Below are 17,644 nucleotides of genomic sequence, written 5' to 3' on the forward strand. Positions count from 1 at the left end.
CGCACCGCCCCTCCCACATTCGAATTGTTACAGCCTGCAAAAATGTGCGGCACACGGCGCAAAAAAGGGGCAGCCCCTGGAGGCTGCCCCTTGCGTTTCACATCACTGAATCAATGGATGATGTCCTGGGTGCAGATATGCCCCAGGCTGACGTATTGCACGTTGTTACCACCGACGCCCACACCAGGAAATTCGGCCAGCTCGATGCGCCAGCCACCCTGGTTGTAGGTGGTTCTCCAGGTGTACGGTACGCCGGTGCTGCTGTCGTTGATCACCGTGGTGTAATCACCGAAGCAGGTACCGATATTGGCCGTGGCCTGGGAGACACCCGCGCTGTTGGTGGTCGCCTTGTAGTCGACCCAGCGGTAGTTAAAGTCGACGAAGTGGTTATCCACGCGCAACACCGGGGTGACGCCCAGCAGCGGCGCACCGGTGGAGTCCGACCACTGGGTCGACCAATTCAGCAGCCGCGCGGTCTGGGTGGCCAGCGGCATTTCGCTCACCGGCACCCGTACGATGTTGTCACCCTTGACACTGCTGGTGTTCAGGCGCGGCGTGGAGCCCAGGCTCAACTGGTAATACTTGCTCGGGTCCTGCGCCACCGCCGGATTGGCCCGCACACGCACCTTCACGGTGGTGCCCGGCGTTACGCTCGGATAGGTCGAGGTGGAGCCGGCCGGCACGGTAATCCAATTGGCGCCATCGAAGCGGTCGAAGATCCACTGGTTACGGCTACCCTCCTCGTCGCCCGCCAGGTACATGCTCACGCTTTGCCCACGTACCGCCTTGAAGTCGAAGTAATCGACATCGCCGGCATTGTCGAGGTTGCCGCTGACCTTGTTCATCGAGTCGGGCAATACGAACGCGGTTTGCGCGCTGTCGTTGGGCTCGAACGCGTCGATGTTGCTGTCCACCGCCACGCCGAAACTGAACTGCGCGTTATCGGCGACCTTGGCCACCATGTACCAGTAGTAGTCACCTGCCGACAGTACACCGTTGAGGTATTCATCGGCATTGCCTGCGGCGTCCGAAGAACCCACCACACTCAGATTGCCCTGGCCGTCATCCTGGAACAGGGTCAGCGACATGTCCGCCCCTGCACTCTGGTTGACCAGTTGCACCAGCACCCGCGCGTTCTGCGCCAGATTGAAGTGGTAGGCAAACTCGTTACCGGCCTGCACCCCATCGACGGTGTAGAGCGTGTTGATATCCAGGGTGGGGAACAGCGGTTCAAACGCTGCAACCGCCGCGCTTTTCAGTTGGCTTTGCGCCGGTTTCTTCAGCTCACCGACCACGCTGTCGAACGGCGCGGACTTGAGGGCTTTGGTCACCGTTTTAGACTGGCCGGACTTGGCCACTGAGAGTTTTTGCTTGAGCTCAGGCGACACCTTCGACGCGTCCAGCTTGCCGCCGGACTTGAGCGCCGTGTTCACGGCCTGCTTGACCGCGTCGGCACTGAGTTTCGAAGGCGCTTGATCAGCCAGGGCGCAGGCCGAGACGAAGCAGGAGGCCATCATGGCCGCGCCCAGCATAAGGGCTTTTTTCGATTTCATTTTTTATCCATCCATAGTTAAAAAATAGAAGCTCAGGTGATCGGCGACATCCGGTCACCTGGGATGGACTCTAGGACAATACTGGTTTTATGTACAGTAGTTTTTTTGAGAGTGGGTTGAGCGTTCCGAGGGGGCCAATCAATCAGCTAGTAGCCCGTCATCTCCAGATACCCCACCCCACCGTCGAACTTCACCGGCCCCTCCCAATAGGGAATGCCCAGGTTCATCCACGCCTTCGAATTGACGGCCTCGGGGGTGATGTCCAGGTGCTTGCCGGGAATTTTCAGCGACCAACGCGTGGGAATGCTGCGCCCGTCAATCTCGGTGGTGGTCAGCGGCGCCAGTTGGATATCCGCGTTGTGCAGGGTCTCGGTGTGTCCCTGGGCGTCGATCCAGGTGCCGGTGAGGTAGCCGCCGCCGTCCTTTTGCCGCACGCGAAACAGCATCAGTTGTTCGCCTCGGTCCAGGTGCAGGGAGAACCAGTCCCAGCCGGTCTGGTTGGCGGCCAGGGGCTGGCTGCTCCATTCGCGGTCGAGCCAGGCGTTGCCGCTGACCTGGTAGGTCTGGCCGTCGAGCGTGACGCTGCCGTTGGCGCTGAAGAACGGCTGGCTGTAGTAGTATGACGCCTGGCCCTGGTCGGATTTGCGGCTGTAGCCGTGGTCGCCCTGCAGCACCAGCGGGCGACTGGAGGTCAGTTGCAGGTCGTAGGCGAACTGCGCGCCACTGGCCTTGAGTTGCATATCGGCCAGGGGGTTGGCGGCGCCAGGGCGGGTGGCGAAATTCCAGTCATCGATCCAGGCGTTGAACGGCAGCGCCTGCGCCCCGGCCTGGCCGACGCCGCCCCGGGCAAAGCGCTCGGCGGCGTAGTGGCGGCTGGCGGAGGTGACGGCGGCATGGCCGAGCCAAATGGTGGAATCGCGCCAGCCCGGTTGCGGTGGCCCGGCTTTGACGGCATTGCGGAACAAGGTCCATTGCACACCGAACACATTACCCTGTGCATCCTTGAGGTTGGCGGTGACGTACCACCATTCGATGCGAAAGCCTGGGTGCGGGCCGTGATCCTCGGGGAAGGAAAATACTTTGCCGGGCACCACCTGGACAAAGTCGGCGGCATCGCTGCCAAGGCCGGCGAAGCTTTCTTCGGGTTCGGGCGCCTTGTCGCACGCGCTCAGCAGCAGCAACACCACCCACACCAACGCTTTAATCTTCATGGGCAAACGTCCTCAACAAATCCGCCGGGCGGCTGCGGTACAGCTGCCACAATGGCCAGGCCGACGCCAGCAGCGTGGCAAGCATCGCCAGGCCCATCAACTGCGCCAGCTGCCCGGGGAACACCTGCAATGGCAGGCGCCAGCCAAAGGCTTGCACGTTGATCACCGCATCCAGGCACCACGCCAGCAGCAGCCCCAAGGGCAACGCCAGTATCAGGGTAAGCACCGCCAGCAGCCAGGTCTGGCCCAGGTTGAGCAGCATCAGTTGGCGGCGCGTGACCCCCAGTGCCCACAACGGCGCCAGTTGGCCGAGACGACTCTGGCTCTGGGTCAACAGGCTGATGAACAGCGCCACACCCGCCACGCCAAGGGTCAGGCTGTTCAACGCGGCGGTGGCGGCGAAGGTGCGCTCGAAGACCTGGCTGGACCACCCCTTCAGTTGCTGTTGATCGATGACGCGGCTGTCTTCCAGGTCGAATTCACGCTGCACGTCCCGCACCAGCGGCGGCACATCCTGAGGTGCCACGCGCAGGTTGAAGCGCACCGGTGACAGCGTCGGCCAATGCGCCAGCAAGTGCTTGGCGTTGACCAGCAGATGACCCTTGGGGTTGCCGTAGTCGGCGTAGATGCCAACGATTGTCGGTGCCCACGGGCCCTGGGGCGTGGGGACTTGAACGCTGTCGCCCAGGCGCACGTTCAAGCGTCGCGCCAATTGCTCGCTGAGCATCACGCTGTCGTCCTGCAGCAAGCGGTCCCAGGGTGCGCCTGCCGCCTCCAGCAGCGGCCAGTGCTGGCGATAGGTGGGGTCGTCGACCACGCCGAACACCTCCGCCGGCCAGCCCTGCAACTGCACCGCGACTTGCCAGCCGGGCAGCACCGCGCGCACCCGTGGTTGTTGCGCCAGCCAGGTTTGCAAGTGCTGCGCCTGGGCCGGATTTTGCGGGTTGAGGTACAGCTCGGCGGTGAGACGCTGCTCCAGCCAGTTATTGAACGTGCTGCGAAACCCCGACGTCATGGAGCCCGCACCGATATTCGCCGCCAGGGCCAGCAACAATGCCATCAAGGCCAGGCTCAGGGCCGGCAATTGCTGACGGCAGTCGGCGAGGAACCATTGGCCCAGCACCGAACGGCTGCGTCCCAGCACGCCCTTCAACACCCCATTGAGCAGCACCGGCAGGCCGAGTGCGGCGCCCAGCAGCAAGGCTGCCATCAGCACGAACCCGGCGGTCAGGCTGTTGCCCCAGACCAGCGCCAGCAGCGCAACGACCAGCGCCACGCCCGCCACCCAGCCCTGGCGTCGCAGCCAACGCCCGTGGGCTTCGTGCCAGGCCTGGGCGTTGGCCAGCGCCAGCAGCGGCAGGCGTGCCGCGCGCCACAGGCTGCTGGCCCCGGCGAGCAACGCCCCCAGCAGGCTCAAGCCCAGGCCTGCCAGCCACCACCAGGGGCTCAAGCTCAGTTGGCCGGCGACTTCGGCGCCGTAGAGGCCGCGCAAGCTGGCCGCCACATCCGGCAGTAACAGGCTGGCGAGCAGGTAACCGCTGGCAACGCCGAGCACGCCGCCCAGCAGCGCCAGAAATCCCAGCTCCACGCCCAGGCTCAGGATCAGCATGCGCGCGCTGACCCCGCAGGCACGCAAGGTGCGCAGCAGGCCCCGGCGCTGCTCCAGGGCCAGGCCGATTGCCGCATGCACGATAAACAGCCCCACCACAAAGGACAAAAAGCCCAGGGCGTCGAGGTTCAGGTGAAAGCTTTCGGTGAGGCGCGAAAGGTTGTTGTCGTCGCCCTGTTTGAGTTGCAGCCCGGCAGGTGGCGTGGGATGACGGGCGGCGAAGGTGTTGTCCAGCAGCAGGCGCGACAGCCGGCCCTGCATGTCGAGCAACGGTTGGGCGAAACCGATATCGGTGAGCAGCATGCCGGGGGCCATGTCCGGCTGCACTTGCAGCGGCGGCAGGCGTTGCCCGTTGGCCGTCAGCGGTTGCTCGCCCTCATGCAGGCCGAGCGCCTGCAAGGTTTGCGCGGCAATCCAGGTGCGCCCCGGCGCGTCGAAAAACGCCAGTATCTGCGCCTGGCTCAAGCGTTGCCCCGCCACGCTGCCGCTGCCGGGCAACGACACCGGCTCGATGCCCATCAATTGCAGACGCTGCTCTTCATGCCCCTTGAGCACCACCCGCCCCTGCACCACCGGTGACACCGGCCACCCGGCACGGCGCAGTTCGGCGAACACGGCTTGCGCGAAGCCGGCACCGTCCGGCGCACTCAGGCTGGCTTGCGGTTCGCCGCCGATCAATTGGCTGGCCCGCGCGTAGCCGTCCCGCGCCTGACTGTTGAGGGCCTGCACCCCGGTCAATAACGCGGTGGCCAGCCACAGGCCGGTCAGCACGCTGAAAAACTGCACCGGGTGGCGCCGCCAATGGCTCAACAGCGCACGCAGCGCCCAATAGAACACTGCCATCTCAGCGCGGCTCCATCGGCACGACGCGGCCGTGATGCAACACCACCTGCTGATCCAGGCGTGCGGCCAGGCGCGGGCTGTGCGTGACCATCAACAGGCTGGTAGGGCTATCGCGCAACAGGTCGAGCAGCAGTTGCAGCACCTCATCGCTGGTGGTTTCGTCAAGATTGCCGGTGGGCTCATCGGCCAACAACAAGCCGGGGCGCGACGCCAGCGCACGCCCCACCGCCACCCGCTGTTGCTGGCCGCCGGAGAGCTGTTCCGGGTAACGCTTGAGCAAATCGCCCAGGCCCAGGCGCTCCACCAACTGCGCCTGCCACTGCGCATCGAACCGCCCGGCCAGGCGCGCCTGAAACGCCAGGTTGTCCTCCACACGCAAACTGCCGATCAGGTTGAACTGCTGGAACACCAGGCCGATTTCGGTGCGCCGCCACTGGGCCAGTTGCCCTTCGTTGAGGCGATCCAGGCGCTGGTCGCCGATCAGAATGCTGCCGCCATCCACCCGATCCAGCCCGGCCACCAGGTGCAGCAACGTGCTTTTGCCGCTGCCCGACTCGCCCATCAGCGCCAGGCTGCTGCGTGCCCCCAGGTGCAGGTCGACACCCGCGAGGACAGTCAGCGGGCCTTGGGGGGTGGCGTAATTTTTAACAACACCTTCTACCTGCAACATACGAACGCTCGGGTTAAGGACTGCAAACGAGAATAACGGCTGATGGACGTTCCCACGCAATTTTTTCACATTGATTTCACCGCCTGCCCACTCCGAACACTTTAAATTCCCCACCCTCGCAGTACTAACAGACAACTTTAAAGTTGCCCCACGCGTTGCTTCTTAATACCCGTATGTTCAGCTGAAAGACAGCAGCCTTGTGACAGGCTTTTGCTCCACCAGGAACATCTGCCGTATGAGTTGCGCCGGTCTTTTAACAACAAAACAATTACGTGTACCTATGGTGAACAGCGTGGCAGACATTACCCTGACCAAACCCCGAAGGGCGAGGTTACAGCGCCTGAGAAAATTCCGCGTGCCGGTGGCGGGCGTCATCGTATTCGCCCTGCTGCTGAGCGCTTTTTTATTCTGGCCAAGGTCACCGCAGGATCTGGGCACAGGCAACCGCCTGGTCACTTCCGGGGTGCTGGCCGGTTGGCGCAACGGCGACCTGATCGTGCTGGTGCGGCATGAAGAGCGTTGTGATCGCTCGGACAATCCCTGCTACGGACCCGCCGACGGCCTGACGGTCAATGGCACGCAACGCGCGGCCGCCCTGGGCAGCGCCTTTCAAACACTGGGCATGGAGCGCACCGACGTGCTCAGCAGCCCCACCACGCGCACCGCGCAAACGTCGTTGTTCATGTTCGGCAAGACCGAGCTGTCCCCCGGCCCCCTCGCCATCTGCGGTGACGCCATGGGCGAAGAAGCCCTCAGCCATAAACAGGCGGGGCGCAACCTGATGCTGATCACCCACAGCGCCTGCATGAGTGACTTGCAGGAGGCCCTCGGCTATCCCCATGCACGGGCTGCCGAGTACGGCAGCGCCGTGTTCGTGCAGGTATTGCCCGACGGCAAACTCAAAGCCTTGGGCACTATGAAAAGTCAGGAATGGGCGGCCGCACTGAAACAACTTTAAATACACTTTTTTACATATAGCCGAGTAGTGCGTTCAGCAAAACGACAGCCCGCGTCTGGCATGTTAAGCGCGCCTGTTAGTTCAGGACGCCCTAACTTTTCTGATGAATCAGTGATTATCTTAATGTTCGACGCCGTTGATTATTCAAACTTCGCGCCTGCCCCTGAACATCAAGCAGCGAGGTGTTCATGACCCGATTGAAGCCCTTGCCGGTGCTGGTGCTTGGCCTGGTGATTTTCCTGGTGCTGCCGTTGGGTTTGCACGGTTTGTGGACCCCGGATGAAACCCGCTACGCCCAGGTCAGCCAGGAAATGCTGATCAGCGGCAACTGGGTAGCACCGCACTTCATGGGGGTGCGTTATTTCGAGAAACCGGCCGCGGGTTATTGGCTGATCGCCCTGGGCCAGGCCGTGTTTGGCGAGAACCTGTTCGGCGTACGTATCGCCTCTGTCCTGACCTCGGCGTTGAGCGTGCTGCTGGCCTACCTGATGGCCCGCCGCCTGTGGAACGACCCGCGCAAAAGTTTTGCCTGCGCGTTGCTCTACATGAGTTTTGGCCTGGTGGCCGGGCAAGCCGGGTATTCCAACCTCGATCCGCAATTCACGTTCTGGGTCAACCTGAGCCTGGTCGCCCTCTGGTTTGCGCTCGCCGGCACCACGCCGCGCGCGCGCCTGGGGGCCTGGGCCGTACTGGGACTGGCCTGCGGCGTGGGCTTCATGACCAAGGGCTTTCTGGCGTGGCTGTTGCCGGTGCTGATCGCCCTGCCTTATATGATCTGGCAGCGCCGCGTCGGCGAGTTGCTGCGCTACGGCCCGTTGGCGATCCTGGTCGCGGTGCTGGTCTGCCTGCCGTGGGCGCTGGCGATCCATGGGCGCGAACCGGATTACTGGCGTTTCTTCTTCTGGCATGAACACATCCGCCGCTTCGCCTCGGACACTGCACAGCATGTGCGGCCAGGGTGGTTTTTCCTGCCGATCATGGTGGTGGCGTGCCTGCCCTGGTCCGGTCTGCTGCCCGCCACCCTGCTCAACGCCTGGAAACACAGGCGCGAGCCGGCCATAGCCTTTCTGGCCCTGTGGCTGTTGCTGCCCCTGGGCTTCTTCAGCCTGAGCAGCGGCAAGCTGCCCACCTACATCATGCCGTGCCTGTTACCCCTGGCGTTGCTGATGGGCCATGCCTTGATCGACCTGCTCAACCAGCGCAAAACCCGTGCGATCTTCATCAACGGCACGCTCAATTTCATCCTCGGCATGACGGCCATGGTGGCGCTGATTTACCTGCAGATCGCCAACCCGATCTACAGCAACAGCCACGCCGAAATGTTCAACCTGTCCCTGGCCTTTATCGTGCTGCTCGGCTGGATCCTGGCCAACCTGCTGCAAGCGATGCGCCCGTTGACGTTATGGGCGATGCCGGCCCTGGGTATCGGCCTGCTGGTGGCGCTGCTGCCGGCGAGCATGCCGCAGATCATCGCGGACAACGAAATGCCCGACCAGTTCGTGCTTGAGCATCTGGATGAACTGCAACACACCCATGCTTTGCTGAGCAACGAACTAGGCTCGGCGTCGGCCCTGGCGTGGCGCCTGCGCCGGCCGCAGGTAGCCTTCTACAACACGGCGGGCGAGCTGCGCTACGGCCTGGATTACCCGGAGTCGCAACCGCGCAAGGTCACCCTGGACAACGTTCAGACCTGGTTGAGCGAGGCACGCACACAGGGTTCGGTCGGCGTGCTGATGCGCGTCAAGAGCACCAGCGAGCACCTTGAGGAGGGTCAACTGCCGCCCGGTGGCAAGCGCTACCGCAAGGGCAACCTGGTATTGACGATTTACCCCCAACAACCTTGATCACCCTCACAGGAACAGCCCATGCGCTTATGGAAAACCGAACGCGGCGCCCTCGCGTTATTGCTCGGTGTCTCGGCCTTGCTCCTGCTGCTGGGCCTGGGCAGTCGCGACTTGTGGGGGCCGGAAACGCGCTGGGCGAACATCGCCCTGCAGATGCTGCAAAGCGGTGACTACTTCGATCCGTACCTTAAGGGCGCACCCTATTACGACAAACCCCTGCCCTCCTACTGGCTGATCACCGGTTTGGCCAACCTCATGGGAGGCCTGGGCCCTTGGTCACTGCGCCTGTCATCGGTGATTGCGGCCTGGCTGAGCATCTGGCTGGTGTACCTGATCGGCGAACAACTGTTTCGCAAAGGCACCGGTCTGATCGCCGGCTGGATGTTCGCCACCACTTTCTACTTCCTGTTCTGGGCCCGCGTGGCCACCGCCGATGTGCTGACCGTGTGCGGCGTGCTGGCGGCGGTCTGGTGGTATTGGCGCGGGCCGGACGACACCCGGCTGGGGCGCTATACCGTGTTCTTTTTGCTGCTGGCGGCAACGTCGCTGTTCAAGGGCCTGATCGGGTTCGTGCTGCCGGGGTTGGTGCTGCTGCCGCATCTGCTCAGCCAGCAGCGCTACAAACGCCATCTCAACCCGAGGCTGGTACTGGCGCTGCTGATCGCCGGCGCGTTCTATGCGATTCCTTTCGTACTGTCCCATCTCTACGGCGCGCCCACCTACGGCGAGAGCGGCCTGCAACTGGTGTTTCGCGAAAACGTGGTGCGCTTCTTCGACCCCTTCGACCATATGGGCCCGATCTACACCTACCTGATCTACCTGCCGGCCTACACCCTGCCGTGGGCGCCGTGCTGGATGCTTGGCGCGTGGCTCGCCATCCGTCATTGGCGCCGTACACCGCCCAACGTGCGCTGGCTGGTGTGGGGCCTGGGCCTGTTGTTCGTATTCTTCACCGCCAGCGGCAGCCGACGCAGCTACTACGTACTGCCCCTGGTGCCCTTTGCCCAACTGCTCGGCGCCTGGTGGCTGAGTGAACGCCTGCACCAACAGCCGGCCCGTTGGCCGCGCTGGCAAAAAAGCTTCGGCATTGCCGCAGCCTTGATGTTGTTGGTGCTGGGCGTGATCTACCCCTGGAGCACCGGCAGCGGTGGTGTCACTCGCTTTGCCGAGGATGTACGCGCTCAAGCCGTGAAAAGCGCACCCTGGAACCAATGGCAACTGGTGCTGGTGGAAGTGGACAACAAGTTGCCGATGTACCTGCAAAACGGCGGCAAGCCGTTCTACTACGTCAGCGAAATCCAAGACTTCCCGCGCCAGGGCGACAGCGCCGCGTTCATGGCCTGGCTTGAGAAAACCAGCGGCCAGGGGTTTGATCCGCAGCACACGATTATCGTTGCGCAGTACTCCCGGGAAGCCCCCCAGCCGTTGGCATTTTTGGCGGCTGATCATCAGGTGATCACGACGCAGCCGGACAATGGCGAGCGGTTATTCAAGAGACGGTCGGGGGGGAGCGTGGCGTTTATTCCCGACGGGCATTGAGTGGAAGGGGGCAAGCCCCAATGCCAGTCAGTCAAGGCTTTTTTGTAGGAGCGAGCTTGCTCGCGAAAAACGTCAACGATAACGCGTGCTTTCTGAATGAACGCGGTGCCTGTGAGTTTTTCGCGAGCAAGCTCGCTCCTACAGACGGCTGTTTCAATGCCTGGATTCGGCGGCGGGTGAGACGCACGGCTGACGGCGTTCAACGGTGGGGAAGGCAACACCGTTAAATGTGGGAGGGGGCTTGCTCCCGATGGTGGTGGGTCAGTTGGTACATCCGCTGCTGACACTCCGTTATCGGGGGCAAGCCCCCTCCCACAGTGTCCGCGTTTCAGTGCCTGGATTCGGCGGCGGTGGTTGAGATGCAAGGCAGACGGCGTTCGATGGTGGGGCAGGCAACACCGTTAAATGTGGGAGGGGGCTTGCCCCCGATGGCGGTGGGTCAGCTGATACATCCACTGCTGATACTCCGTCATCGGGGGCAAGCCCCCTCCCACAGTGTCCGCGTTTCAGTGCCTGGATTCGGCGGCGGGTGAGACGCACGGCTGACGGCGTTCGATGGTGGGGCAGGCAACACCGTTAAATGTGGGAGGGGGCTTGCCCCCGATGGCGGTGGGTCAGCTGATACATCCACTGCTGACACTCCGTCATCGGGCCCCCTCCCACAGTGTTCCTAGATTCGGCGGCGGCGGTTGAGTTGGGGGATGGCGGTTTGCGCCACTTCCACCGGCGGTGCTTGCGGCACCGTGCGCGCCGCCAGTTGCGCCAATGTCGGCTGGCTGAACAGCGTCCGCGCATCCACTTCCAGCCCGGCCTTGCGCAAGCGTGCCACCAGGTTGACCGCCAGCAACGAATGCCCGCCCAGTTCAAAGAAGTGGTCGTGCCGCCCTACCCGTTCCAGTTTCAGCACCTGCGCCCAGATCGTGGCCATCAGGTTTTCCACCTCGCCCTGAGGCGCTTCATAGGCGCGGCTGATCACCGCTTCCAGCCCCGGCTCCGGCAAGGCCTTGCGGTCGAGTTTGCCGGCGGGGTTGAGCGGCAGGCTCTCGAGTTGCACGAAGGCAGCCGGCACCATGTATTCAGGCAGCTGTTCCAGCACATGGGCGCGCAACGCGTCCAGCCCGGGGGCCTGCTCGCGCAGGGTGAAGTAGGCCACCAGGCGCTCGTCGCGAATCAGCACCGCCACTTCGCGCAAGGCCGGATGAGCGGCCAGGCGCGCTTCGATCTCGCCCAGCTCCAGGCGCACGCCGCGCAGTTTGACCTGGAAGTCGTTGCGCCCGAGGAATTCCAGGTTGCCGTCCGGCAGGTAGCGCACCAGGTCGCCGGTGCGATACAGCCGGTCGCCGGCGACGAAGGGGCTGTCGATGAAGCGTTCGGCAGTCATCTCGGCCAGGCCCAGGTACCCACGGGCAACACCGACGCCGCCGATGTGCAGTTGGCCGCTGATGCCCATCGGCACCGGTCTGTCATAGTCATCCAGTACATACAGGCGGGTGTTGTCGATCGCCCGGCCAATCGGCAGTTGCAGCGCGGGCACCGGCGCGCCCGGTTCCAGGGTCCACGCACTGCTGTCCACCGTGGCTTCGGTGGGCCCATACACGTTATGCAAGCGCACGCCAGGCAAGCGCGCCTGCACCCCGCGCGCCAGGGCCTCGGTCAGCTCGCCACCGCCGCACAGTACGTCGGTCAGGCTGGTGCACAGGGCTGACGCTTCCAATTCGAGAAACTGCTGCAACATCGCCGGCACGAACTTGATCACGCTGATGCGCTGCTCGCGGATTACCTGCGCCAGGTACGCCGGCTCGCGATGCCCGTCGGGTCGCGCCAGCACCAGGCGCATGCCCTGGGTCAGCGGCCAGAACAGCTCCCACACCGAGCCGTCAAAGCTGAACGGCGCGCGTTGCAGCAAGGCACCACCCGCGGTCGGCGGGCACAGCCGGGAGCCCCAGTGCATGAGGTTGCCCAGGCCGCGATGCTCGATCATCACGCCCTTGGGGGTGCCGGTGGAGCCGGAGGTGTACATCACGTAGGCCAGGTGGTCGACCGTCAAACCCGGCACCACCGGGTTGTCGGCCGGTGCCTGGTGCCAGCTGCGGTGGTCGAAATCGATCACCGGCACCCCCACATCCTGCACACAATCACGGGTGGCGGCCTGCAGCAGCAGCGCCACCGGTTGGCTGTCTTGCAGCATGTAGGCCAGGCGCTCGCGGGGATAGCCTGGGTCCAACGGCACATAAGCGCCACCGGCCTTGAGAATCCCCAGTAAACCCACCACCAGGTCCAGCCCGCGTTCGACGCACAGCGCCACCCGCGAATCGGGCTTTACACCGTGCTCGCGCAGGTGAAAGGCCAACTGATTGGCGCGTTCGTTGAGTTCGCCATAGGTCAGTTGCTGCGTGCCTGCCTGCACCGCAACGGCATCCGGCAGTTGCCGCGCCTGGGCCTCGAACAGCGCTTGCACGGTGAGGGTTTCGGGATAGGCGGTGACGGTGGCGTTGAAGTCCACCAGCAGCTGTTGCAACTCGCTGGAGGGCAGTACCTGCACATCGCGCACCGGGGTGGCCGGCGCCTGTTCCAACGCCTCGACCAGACCGCCGAGCGCGGTGGCGAGGTAACCCAGCACACGCTCGGCCCCCACTGTACGCGGCGCCTTGGCCTTGAGCCGAAAGCCGCTGGCGATGTCGTCCACCGTGAGCATCAGCGGATAACTGAGGATGTCCTCGCTGCTGAGCAAGGCGATGCCCGGCACCAGGTTCAACGCCGGCTCGGCGCTGGTGTGACGGTAATTGAGCAGGCTGTTGAACAGCGGCGCGGCGCTGCTGCAACGCTGGGCCAGGGCCAACGAAGCTTGCTCATGCACGAGCAAGGCGCTCAGTTGCTGATGGGTGTCGGTCAATGCGTCTGCCACGCTTTGCCCGGCCAGGCGCACGCGCAGCGGCAAGGTGTTGATAAACATGCCCAGGGCACGATCCGCGCCCTCGCCCGCTTGCAGGCGACCGAGCAACACCGTGCCGAACACCACATCTTCGCGGCCGGCCACGCGGCTGAGCACCTGCGCCCACGCGAGGTGAAACAGGCTGGCGGCACTGACCCCAACCGCGCGAGCCTGGGCACGCAGGCGTTGGTTGAGTGATGCATCGAGCGCCTGCACGCACTCTTCGATTTCAGCGCGATCGGCCTGGCGCTCCTGCAAGCCGAAGGCCAGCGTCGGTTCATCCACGTCCGCCAGGCGCTCACGAAAGAACGCCTCGTGGGCCGCTTGCCGCTGTACTGAACGGGTCTGCGCGACCACGTTGCGGTACGGCACCGGCATCGGCAACTGCGCCTGTTGACCGAGCAGATGGGCACGAATTTCGTCCACCAGCACGGTGGTCGAGGTGGCGTCGTTGACCAAGTGATGGAAGCGCAGCCTGGCCACCCAGCGCTGCTGGTGCGGTTCTTCGCCGTAATCCAGGGCCATCAGCGGCGCGTGGCGCAGGTCCAGCGGCCGGGCGGGGTCACGCAGCGGTTCGAACGGCAACTGCGCGTGCCGCCACACCACCTGCATCGGCTGTTCAAGGGCATCCCACACCAGGCTGGTGCGCAGGATGTCGTGACGGTCGATCACCTGTTGCAGCGCCTGGGCAAACGCGTCCAACTGCTCGCGGCGCGCAAAACTGAACATCGCATGCTGCTGGTAGGGATCGCGCTCATCGGTGATGTGGTGATAGAGCAAGCCTTCCTGCAGCGGCGCCAGCGGGTAGATCTCCTGCACATTGCCGGCACCACCGGGGATGCCGGCGACGATGCGGTCCAGGCTGGGCTGGTCGAGGTCGGCCAGGGCAAGCATGTCCGCTGTAATCTGCGTGCAACCGGCCGGGATGCGATTGGCCGGCACCGCCACTTCGCCGCCGTCACTGGCCGCCGCCAACGCGGCCAGGGTGGGCTGGCCGAACAACACCTGCACATCGGCCTGCAGGCCCGCCTCGCGCATGCGCTGCACCAGCTGCACCGCCAGCAGCGAGTGTCCGCCCAGTTCGAAGAAATGGTCGTGCCGGCCAACCTGCTGCACCTGCAGCAATTCGGCCCAGATCTGCGCCAGGGTGGTTTCGACGCCCTCGCGGGGCGCCTCATAGCGGCGGGTGACAAAGGCCGCCTGGGTCGGCGCCGGCAACGCCTTGCGGTCGAGCTTGCCATTGGCGGTCAGGGGCAACGCCTCAAGATGAACGTAGGCCGCCGGCAGCATGTAATCGGGCAGCGAGACGTGCAGATGGGCGCGAAGGGTTTCGATGTCCACCGGGTGATGCGCGATGAACCAGGCCAGCAATTGCCCTTCGCGATATTCCACCACGGCGGTCTTGATCGACGGATGCGTCGCCAGGGCCGCTTCGATTTCCCCCAGTTCGATACGCACGCCCCGGATCTTCACCTGGTCGTCATTGCGCCCCAGGTATTCAAGGCTGCCGTCCGGCAGCCAGCGCGCCAGGTCACCGCTGCGGTACATTCGGCCGCCGTTGAAGGGGTCGTCGAGAAAGCGTTCGGCCGTCAATTCAGGACGGTTCAGGTAGCCGCGCGCCACGCCCTGGCCACCGACATACAGCTCCCCCACGACGCCAACCGGCACCGGCCGTTGTTGCGCATCCAGCAGATAGATAAGGGCATTGGTAATGGGCGCGCCGATGTGCAACGGCTGGCCGGCGTCAACGCGCCCGGAGGTGGCGACCACGGTGGCTTCGGTCGGGCCGTAGTTGTTGATGACGTCGAAGCGTTGCGCGCGGTTGAACCCGCGCAGGCGGTCGCCGCCGATCAGCAAGGTGCGCAAGGTGGGGTGCGCCAGGTTCTGGCCGAACGCGTATTCGGCCACCGGTGTGGGCAGGAAACACACGTCCAATGGCTGGGCGCGCCACCACTGGAGCAGCCCATCGATATCTTCCGCGCCATCGTGGGCGGGCGGTAGATGCAGGGTCGCGCCAACGCACAGCGCCGGCCAGACTTCCCAGGCCATCGCATCGAAACCAAACCCGGCGACACTGGCGGTATGGCTGCCCGCGTGCAGGTCGAAGGCCTGGCAATGCCAGTCCACCAGGTTGGACACGCTGTGGTGCTCGACCATCACGCCCTTGGGCAAGCCCGTGGAGCCGGAGGTGTAAATCACATAGGCAAGGTGGGACGGCGTCACTGCAACCTGTGGGTTGCCGTCGGCGCCGGGGTCGCTGGAGGCGTCCAGCGCAAGCACCGGCACACCCAGGGCCGGCAGGCGATGCAACAGGTCGCGCTGGGTCAGCACCGCCACGGGCGCGCTGTCGTGCAGCAGATAATTCAAGCGCTCGGCGGGATGGGCCGGGTCTATCGGCACATAGCAGGCGCCGGCCTTGAGCACCGCCAGCAACCCGGCCAGGGTCTCCAGGCCGCGTCGCGCCAGCACCGCGACGCGGTCATCCGGTTGCAGGCCGTGGGCCAACAGTTGATGGGCCAGCGTATTGGCCTGCCGGTTGAGTTGCGCGTAAGTCAGCTGCCGTCCCTGGTACACCGCCGCGACAGCCTGCGGCGTGCGTTCGGCTTGAGCCTCGATACGCCCGTGCAGGGTCTGCGGCGTGGTGTTGGCTTGCGCGGTGGCATTCCATTGCTGCAAGCGGGCCTGGTCCTGTGGCGTCAGCAACGCAAACTCGCCCACCGTCAGCGTCGTGTCTGCCAGGCCCTGCTCCAGCAAGCCGGTGAGGCGCTGTGCCAAGGCCTGCATGTCGCCCTGCTCGAAGTACGCCTCGTTATAGACGCAATGCAGGCACGCCGTGTCCTGATAGCGGTTGCTGCGCAAGTGGATCGCCAGCGGCAGCGGCTCATGGTGGTTGGACACCTTGACCGCACGGGCCTGCACCTGGCCGTAGAGCAGGTCGTGGTCGTCCTGCTCGAACGACACCGACAAGTCGAACAATTGCCCGCGATCCGTACGCCGCAGGCCCAGCTCGCGGTTCATTTCACTGAGGGGGAAGCGCTGGTGGCGCATGTCCTGCTTGAGCTGATCGCGCACCCCGCGCACCAGGTCAGCGAAACTCAAGTCTTCGCTGAACTGCAACCGCACCGCGCTGACCTGGGCGAACAAGCCGACCGTGGCGCGAAAGCGCGCGTTGGAGCGGTTGAGCATCGGCAGGCCCACCACCCATTCATCGCGCTGGCCGGTACGGGTGAAATACACGTACAGCGCCGCCAGCAACACATGGAACGCCGAAGCCTGGTAACGGCTGGCCATGTGTTCCATGCGCTTGAGCAGCGCCATCGGGAAGGGTTGCACGCAGGTGTTGCTCGCGGCCTTGGCGGTGTGCCTCGGCGTGAGCAGCGGCTCGGGCAGCACCTGGTATTTGTCCAGCCAATAGTCGCGATCGCGCGCGTAGCGGGCCGATTGCCGGTAGCGCTGGTCAGTGTCGATGAAGTCGATATAGGACGGTGCCAACCCTTCCGGTTGACGGCCATGCTGCACCGCGGTGTACAGCTGGGCGAGGGATTGCAGCATCTGGCCGAACCCCCAGCCGTCAAGAATCAGGTGATGGGCCTGGGTCCCCAGGCGGTAATGGTCGTCGTCGAGCTTGACCAGCAAAAAGCGAAACAACGGTTCGCCGCTCATGGCGTAAGGCCGGGCCATTTGGGCCTGGATCAGGGACTGGGCGGCGGCGTCGGAGTCGGGCAAGCCGCAGAAGTCGTACTGCGCTACGTCCACAGCCCATCCGGCGGTGAAGGTTTGCCGGGGCAAGCCGTCGGCGTCGCGGTGCAGTTGGATGCGCAATGCGTCGTGCCGAGCCACCAGCAGCTCGACCGCGCGCTGGACCCATTCGGGTGTGATGGCGCCGGCCAGATCAACGTAGCCGCCGATGTTATACAACGGCGAATCGCCCGCACGCAGTTGGTCGAGCCAGATGTCCTGTTGCGCGGCAGTAAGGGGGAAGCTCGCCGGCGGGCTGGAAAGTTGCGTCATAAGGTCCTTCTCATGGGGGTCAGGCACTGGCCGCGCAGGGTCGCCCATTACCACGAATTGGCTGGATTGGAGCATGGCGAAGGAAGGGCGTCTGACACCCGAAACCCGGACATCCAAACGGATACAGGGGCTTGGCTGAGGGTTCGCTGCTGAAACGATGAAAGCCTTGTAGGAAATTGGCTATATCTGTCCGACGCTTCATTTGAAAAATATTTTTTAATTTACATATTTTATTTATCTATCAATAAGTTAATCAGCTCTAAAGATTCGCCCCTCCTCCTCGTATGCTGAGTTAGCTGTAGGAAGCGTCGAATTAATGACGCGGATTTTATGGCAGCTTGTGTCCCTCGTTTCCGCTACATACGTAGGACAAATCGCTATGGCTAAATGAAATCTCGAACGCCGAGTTACGTTCAAGCAGTACGGAGCGCCCCGAACAGACCCAGGGCGTCCGTTGACGGTTTTCGACATCAA

8 protein-coding genes are annotated in these 17,644 nt (G+C 63.9%); 3 read left to right on the top strand and 5 right to left on the bottom strand.

What is annotated here, in order from left to right; translation table 11 throughout:
* Positions 1-110: 110 nt before the first annotated feature.
* The 4 genes from BOP93_RS16945 to BOP93_RS16960 all read right to left on the bottom strand — a co-directional run bounded on the left by BOP93_RS16945 (position 111) and on the right by BOP93_RS16960 (position 5,886).
* On the bottom strand, positions 111-1,553 hold the full coding sequence (locus BOP93_RS16945) for a hypothetical protein (RefSeq protein WP_104503537.1): 1,443 nt from the start codon (positions 1,551-1,553) through the stop codon (positions 111-113).
* Between the two features lie 146 nt (positions 1,554-1,699).
* Positions 1,700-2,764: a lipocalin-like domain-containing protein gene (locus BOP93_RS16950; protein ID WP_104503539.1), complete on the bottom strand. Its 1,065-nt coding sequence runs from the start codon at positions 2,762-2,764 to the stop codon at positions 1,700-1,702.
* Positions 2,754-5,216, bottom strand: coding sequence for an ABC transporter permease (locus tag BOP93_RS16955; RefSeq protein ID WP_104503541.1), 2,463 nt, complete (start codon positions 5,214-5,216; stop codon positions 2,754-2,756). The genes BOP93_RS16950 and BOP93_RS16955 overlap by 11 nt, the downstream gene beginning before the upstream one ends.
* A gap of 1 nt (position 5,217) precedes the next feature.
* Complete coding sequence (locus BOP93_RS16960; RefSeq protein WP_057721635.1) at positions 5,218-5,886, bottom strand: ABC transporter ATP-binding protein; 669 nt, start codon at positions 5,884-5,886, stop codon at positions 5,218-5,220.
* A gap of 280 nt (positions 5,887-6,166) precedes the next feature.
* Here BOP93_RS16960 and BOP93_RS16965 point away from each other — a divergent pair, with 280 nt between their 5' ends.
* The 3 genes from BOP93_RS16965 to BOP93_RS16975 all read left to right on the top strand — a co-directional run bounded on the left by BOP93_RS16965 (position 6,167) and on the right by BOP93_RS16975 (position 10,227).
* Positions 6,167-6,844, top strand: a complete 678-nt coding sequence (locus BOP93_RS16965; RefSeq protein ID WP_163032601.1) for a histidine phosphatase family protein — start codon at positions 6,167-6,169, stop codon at positions 6,842-6,844.
* A 188-nt stretch (positions 6,845-7,032) separates the two neighbouring features.
* Positions 7,033-8,688, top strand: coding sequence for a lipid IV(A) 4-amino-4-deoxy-L-arabinosyltransferase (gene arnT, locus BOP93_RS16970; RefSeq protein WP_104503543.1), 1,656 nt, complete (start codon positions 7,033-7,035; stop codon positions 8,686-8,688).
* Positions 8,689-8,709: 21 nt separating this feature from the next.
* Positions 8,710-10,227: an ArnT family glycosyltransferase gene (locus BOP93_RS16975; protein ID WP_104503545.1), complete on the top strand. Its 1,518-nt coding sequence runs from the start codon at positions 8,710-8,712 to the stop codon at positions 10,225-10,227.
* A 670-nt stretch (positions 10,228-10,897) separates the two neighbouring features.
* Here the strand turns inward: BOP93_RS16975 and BOP93_RS16985 are convergent.
* Positions 10,898-17,170 carry a non-ribosomal peptide synthetase gene (locus BOP93_RS16985; RefSeq protein WP_104503549.1) on the bottom strand — a complete coding sequence of 2,091 codons (6,273 nt, stop codon included), beginning with the start codon at positions 17,168-17,170 and terminating at the stop codon, positions 10,898-10,900.
* Positions 17,171-17,644 lie beyond the last annotated feature (474 nt).

It is taken from the genome of Pseudomonas orientalis (assembly GCF_002934065.1).
GTDB classification, from domain to species: Bacteria; Pseudomonadota; Gammaproteobacteria; order Pseudomonadales; family Pseudomonadaceae; genus Aquipseudomonas; species Aquipseudomonas orientalis_A.

Bases quoted from the DNA above. Each gene is read 5' to 3' on its own strand.
- BOP93_RS16945 (WP_104503537.1), bottom strand. From the start codon at position 1,553: ATGAAATCGAAAAAAGCCCTTATGCTGGGCGCGGCCATGATGGCCTCC.
- BOP93_RS16950 (WP_104503539.1), bottom strand. From the start codon at position 2,764: ATGAAGATTAAAGCGTTGGTGTGGGTGGTGTTGCTGCTGCTGAGCGCG.
- BOP93_RS16955 (WP_104503541.1), bottom strand. From the start codon at position 5,216: ATGGCAGTGTTCTATTGGGCGCTGCGTGCGCTGTTGAGCCATTGGCGG.
- BOP93_RS16960 (WP_057721635.1), bottom strand. From the start codon at position 5,886: ATGTTGCAGGTAGAAGGTGTTGTTAAAAATTACGCCACCCCCCAAGGC.
- BOP93_RS16965 (WP_163032601.1), top strand. From the start codon at position 6,167: ATGGTGAACAGCGTGGCAGACATTACCCTGACCAAACCCCGAAGGGCG.
- arnT (WP_104503543.1), top strand. From the start codon at position 7,033: ATGACCCGATTGAAGCCCTTGCCGGTGCTGGTGCTTGGCCTGGTGATT.
- BOP93_RS16975 (WP_104503545.1), top strand. From the start codon at position 8,710: ATGCGCTTATGGAAAACCGAACGCGGCGCCCTCGCGTTATTGCTCGGT.
- BOP93_RS16985 (WP_104503549.1), bottom strand. From the start codon at position 17,170: ATGACGCAACTTTCCAGCCCGCCGGCGAGCTTCCCCCTTACTGCCGCG.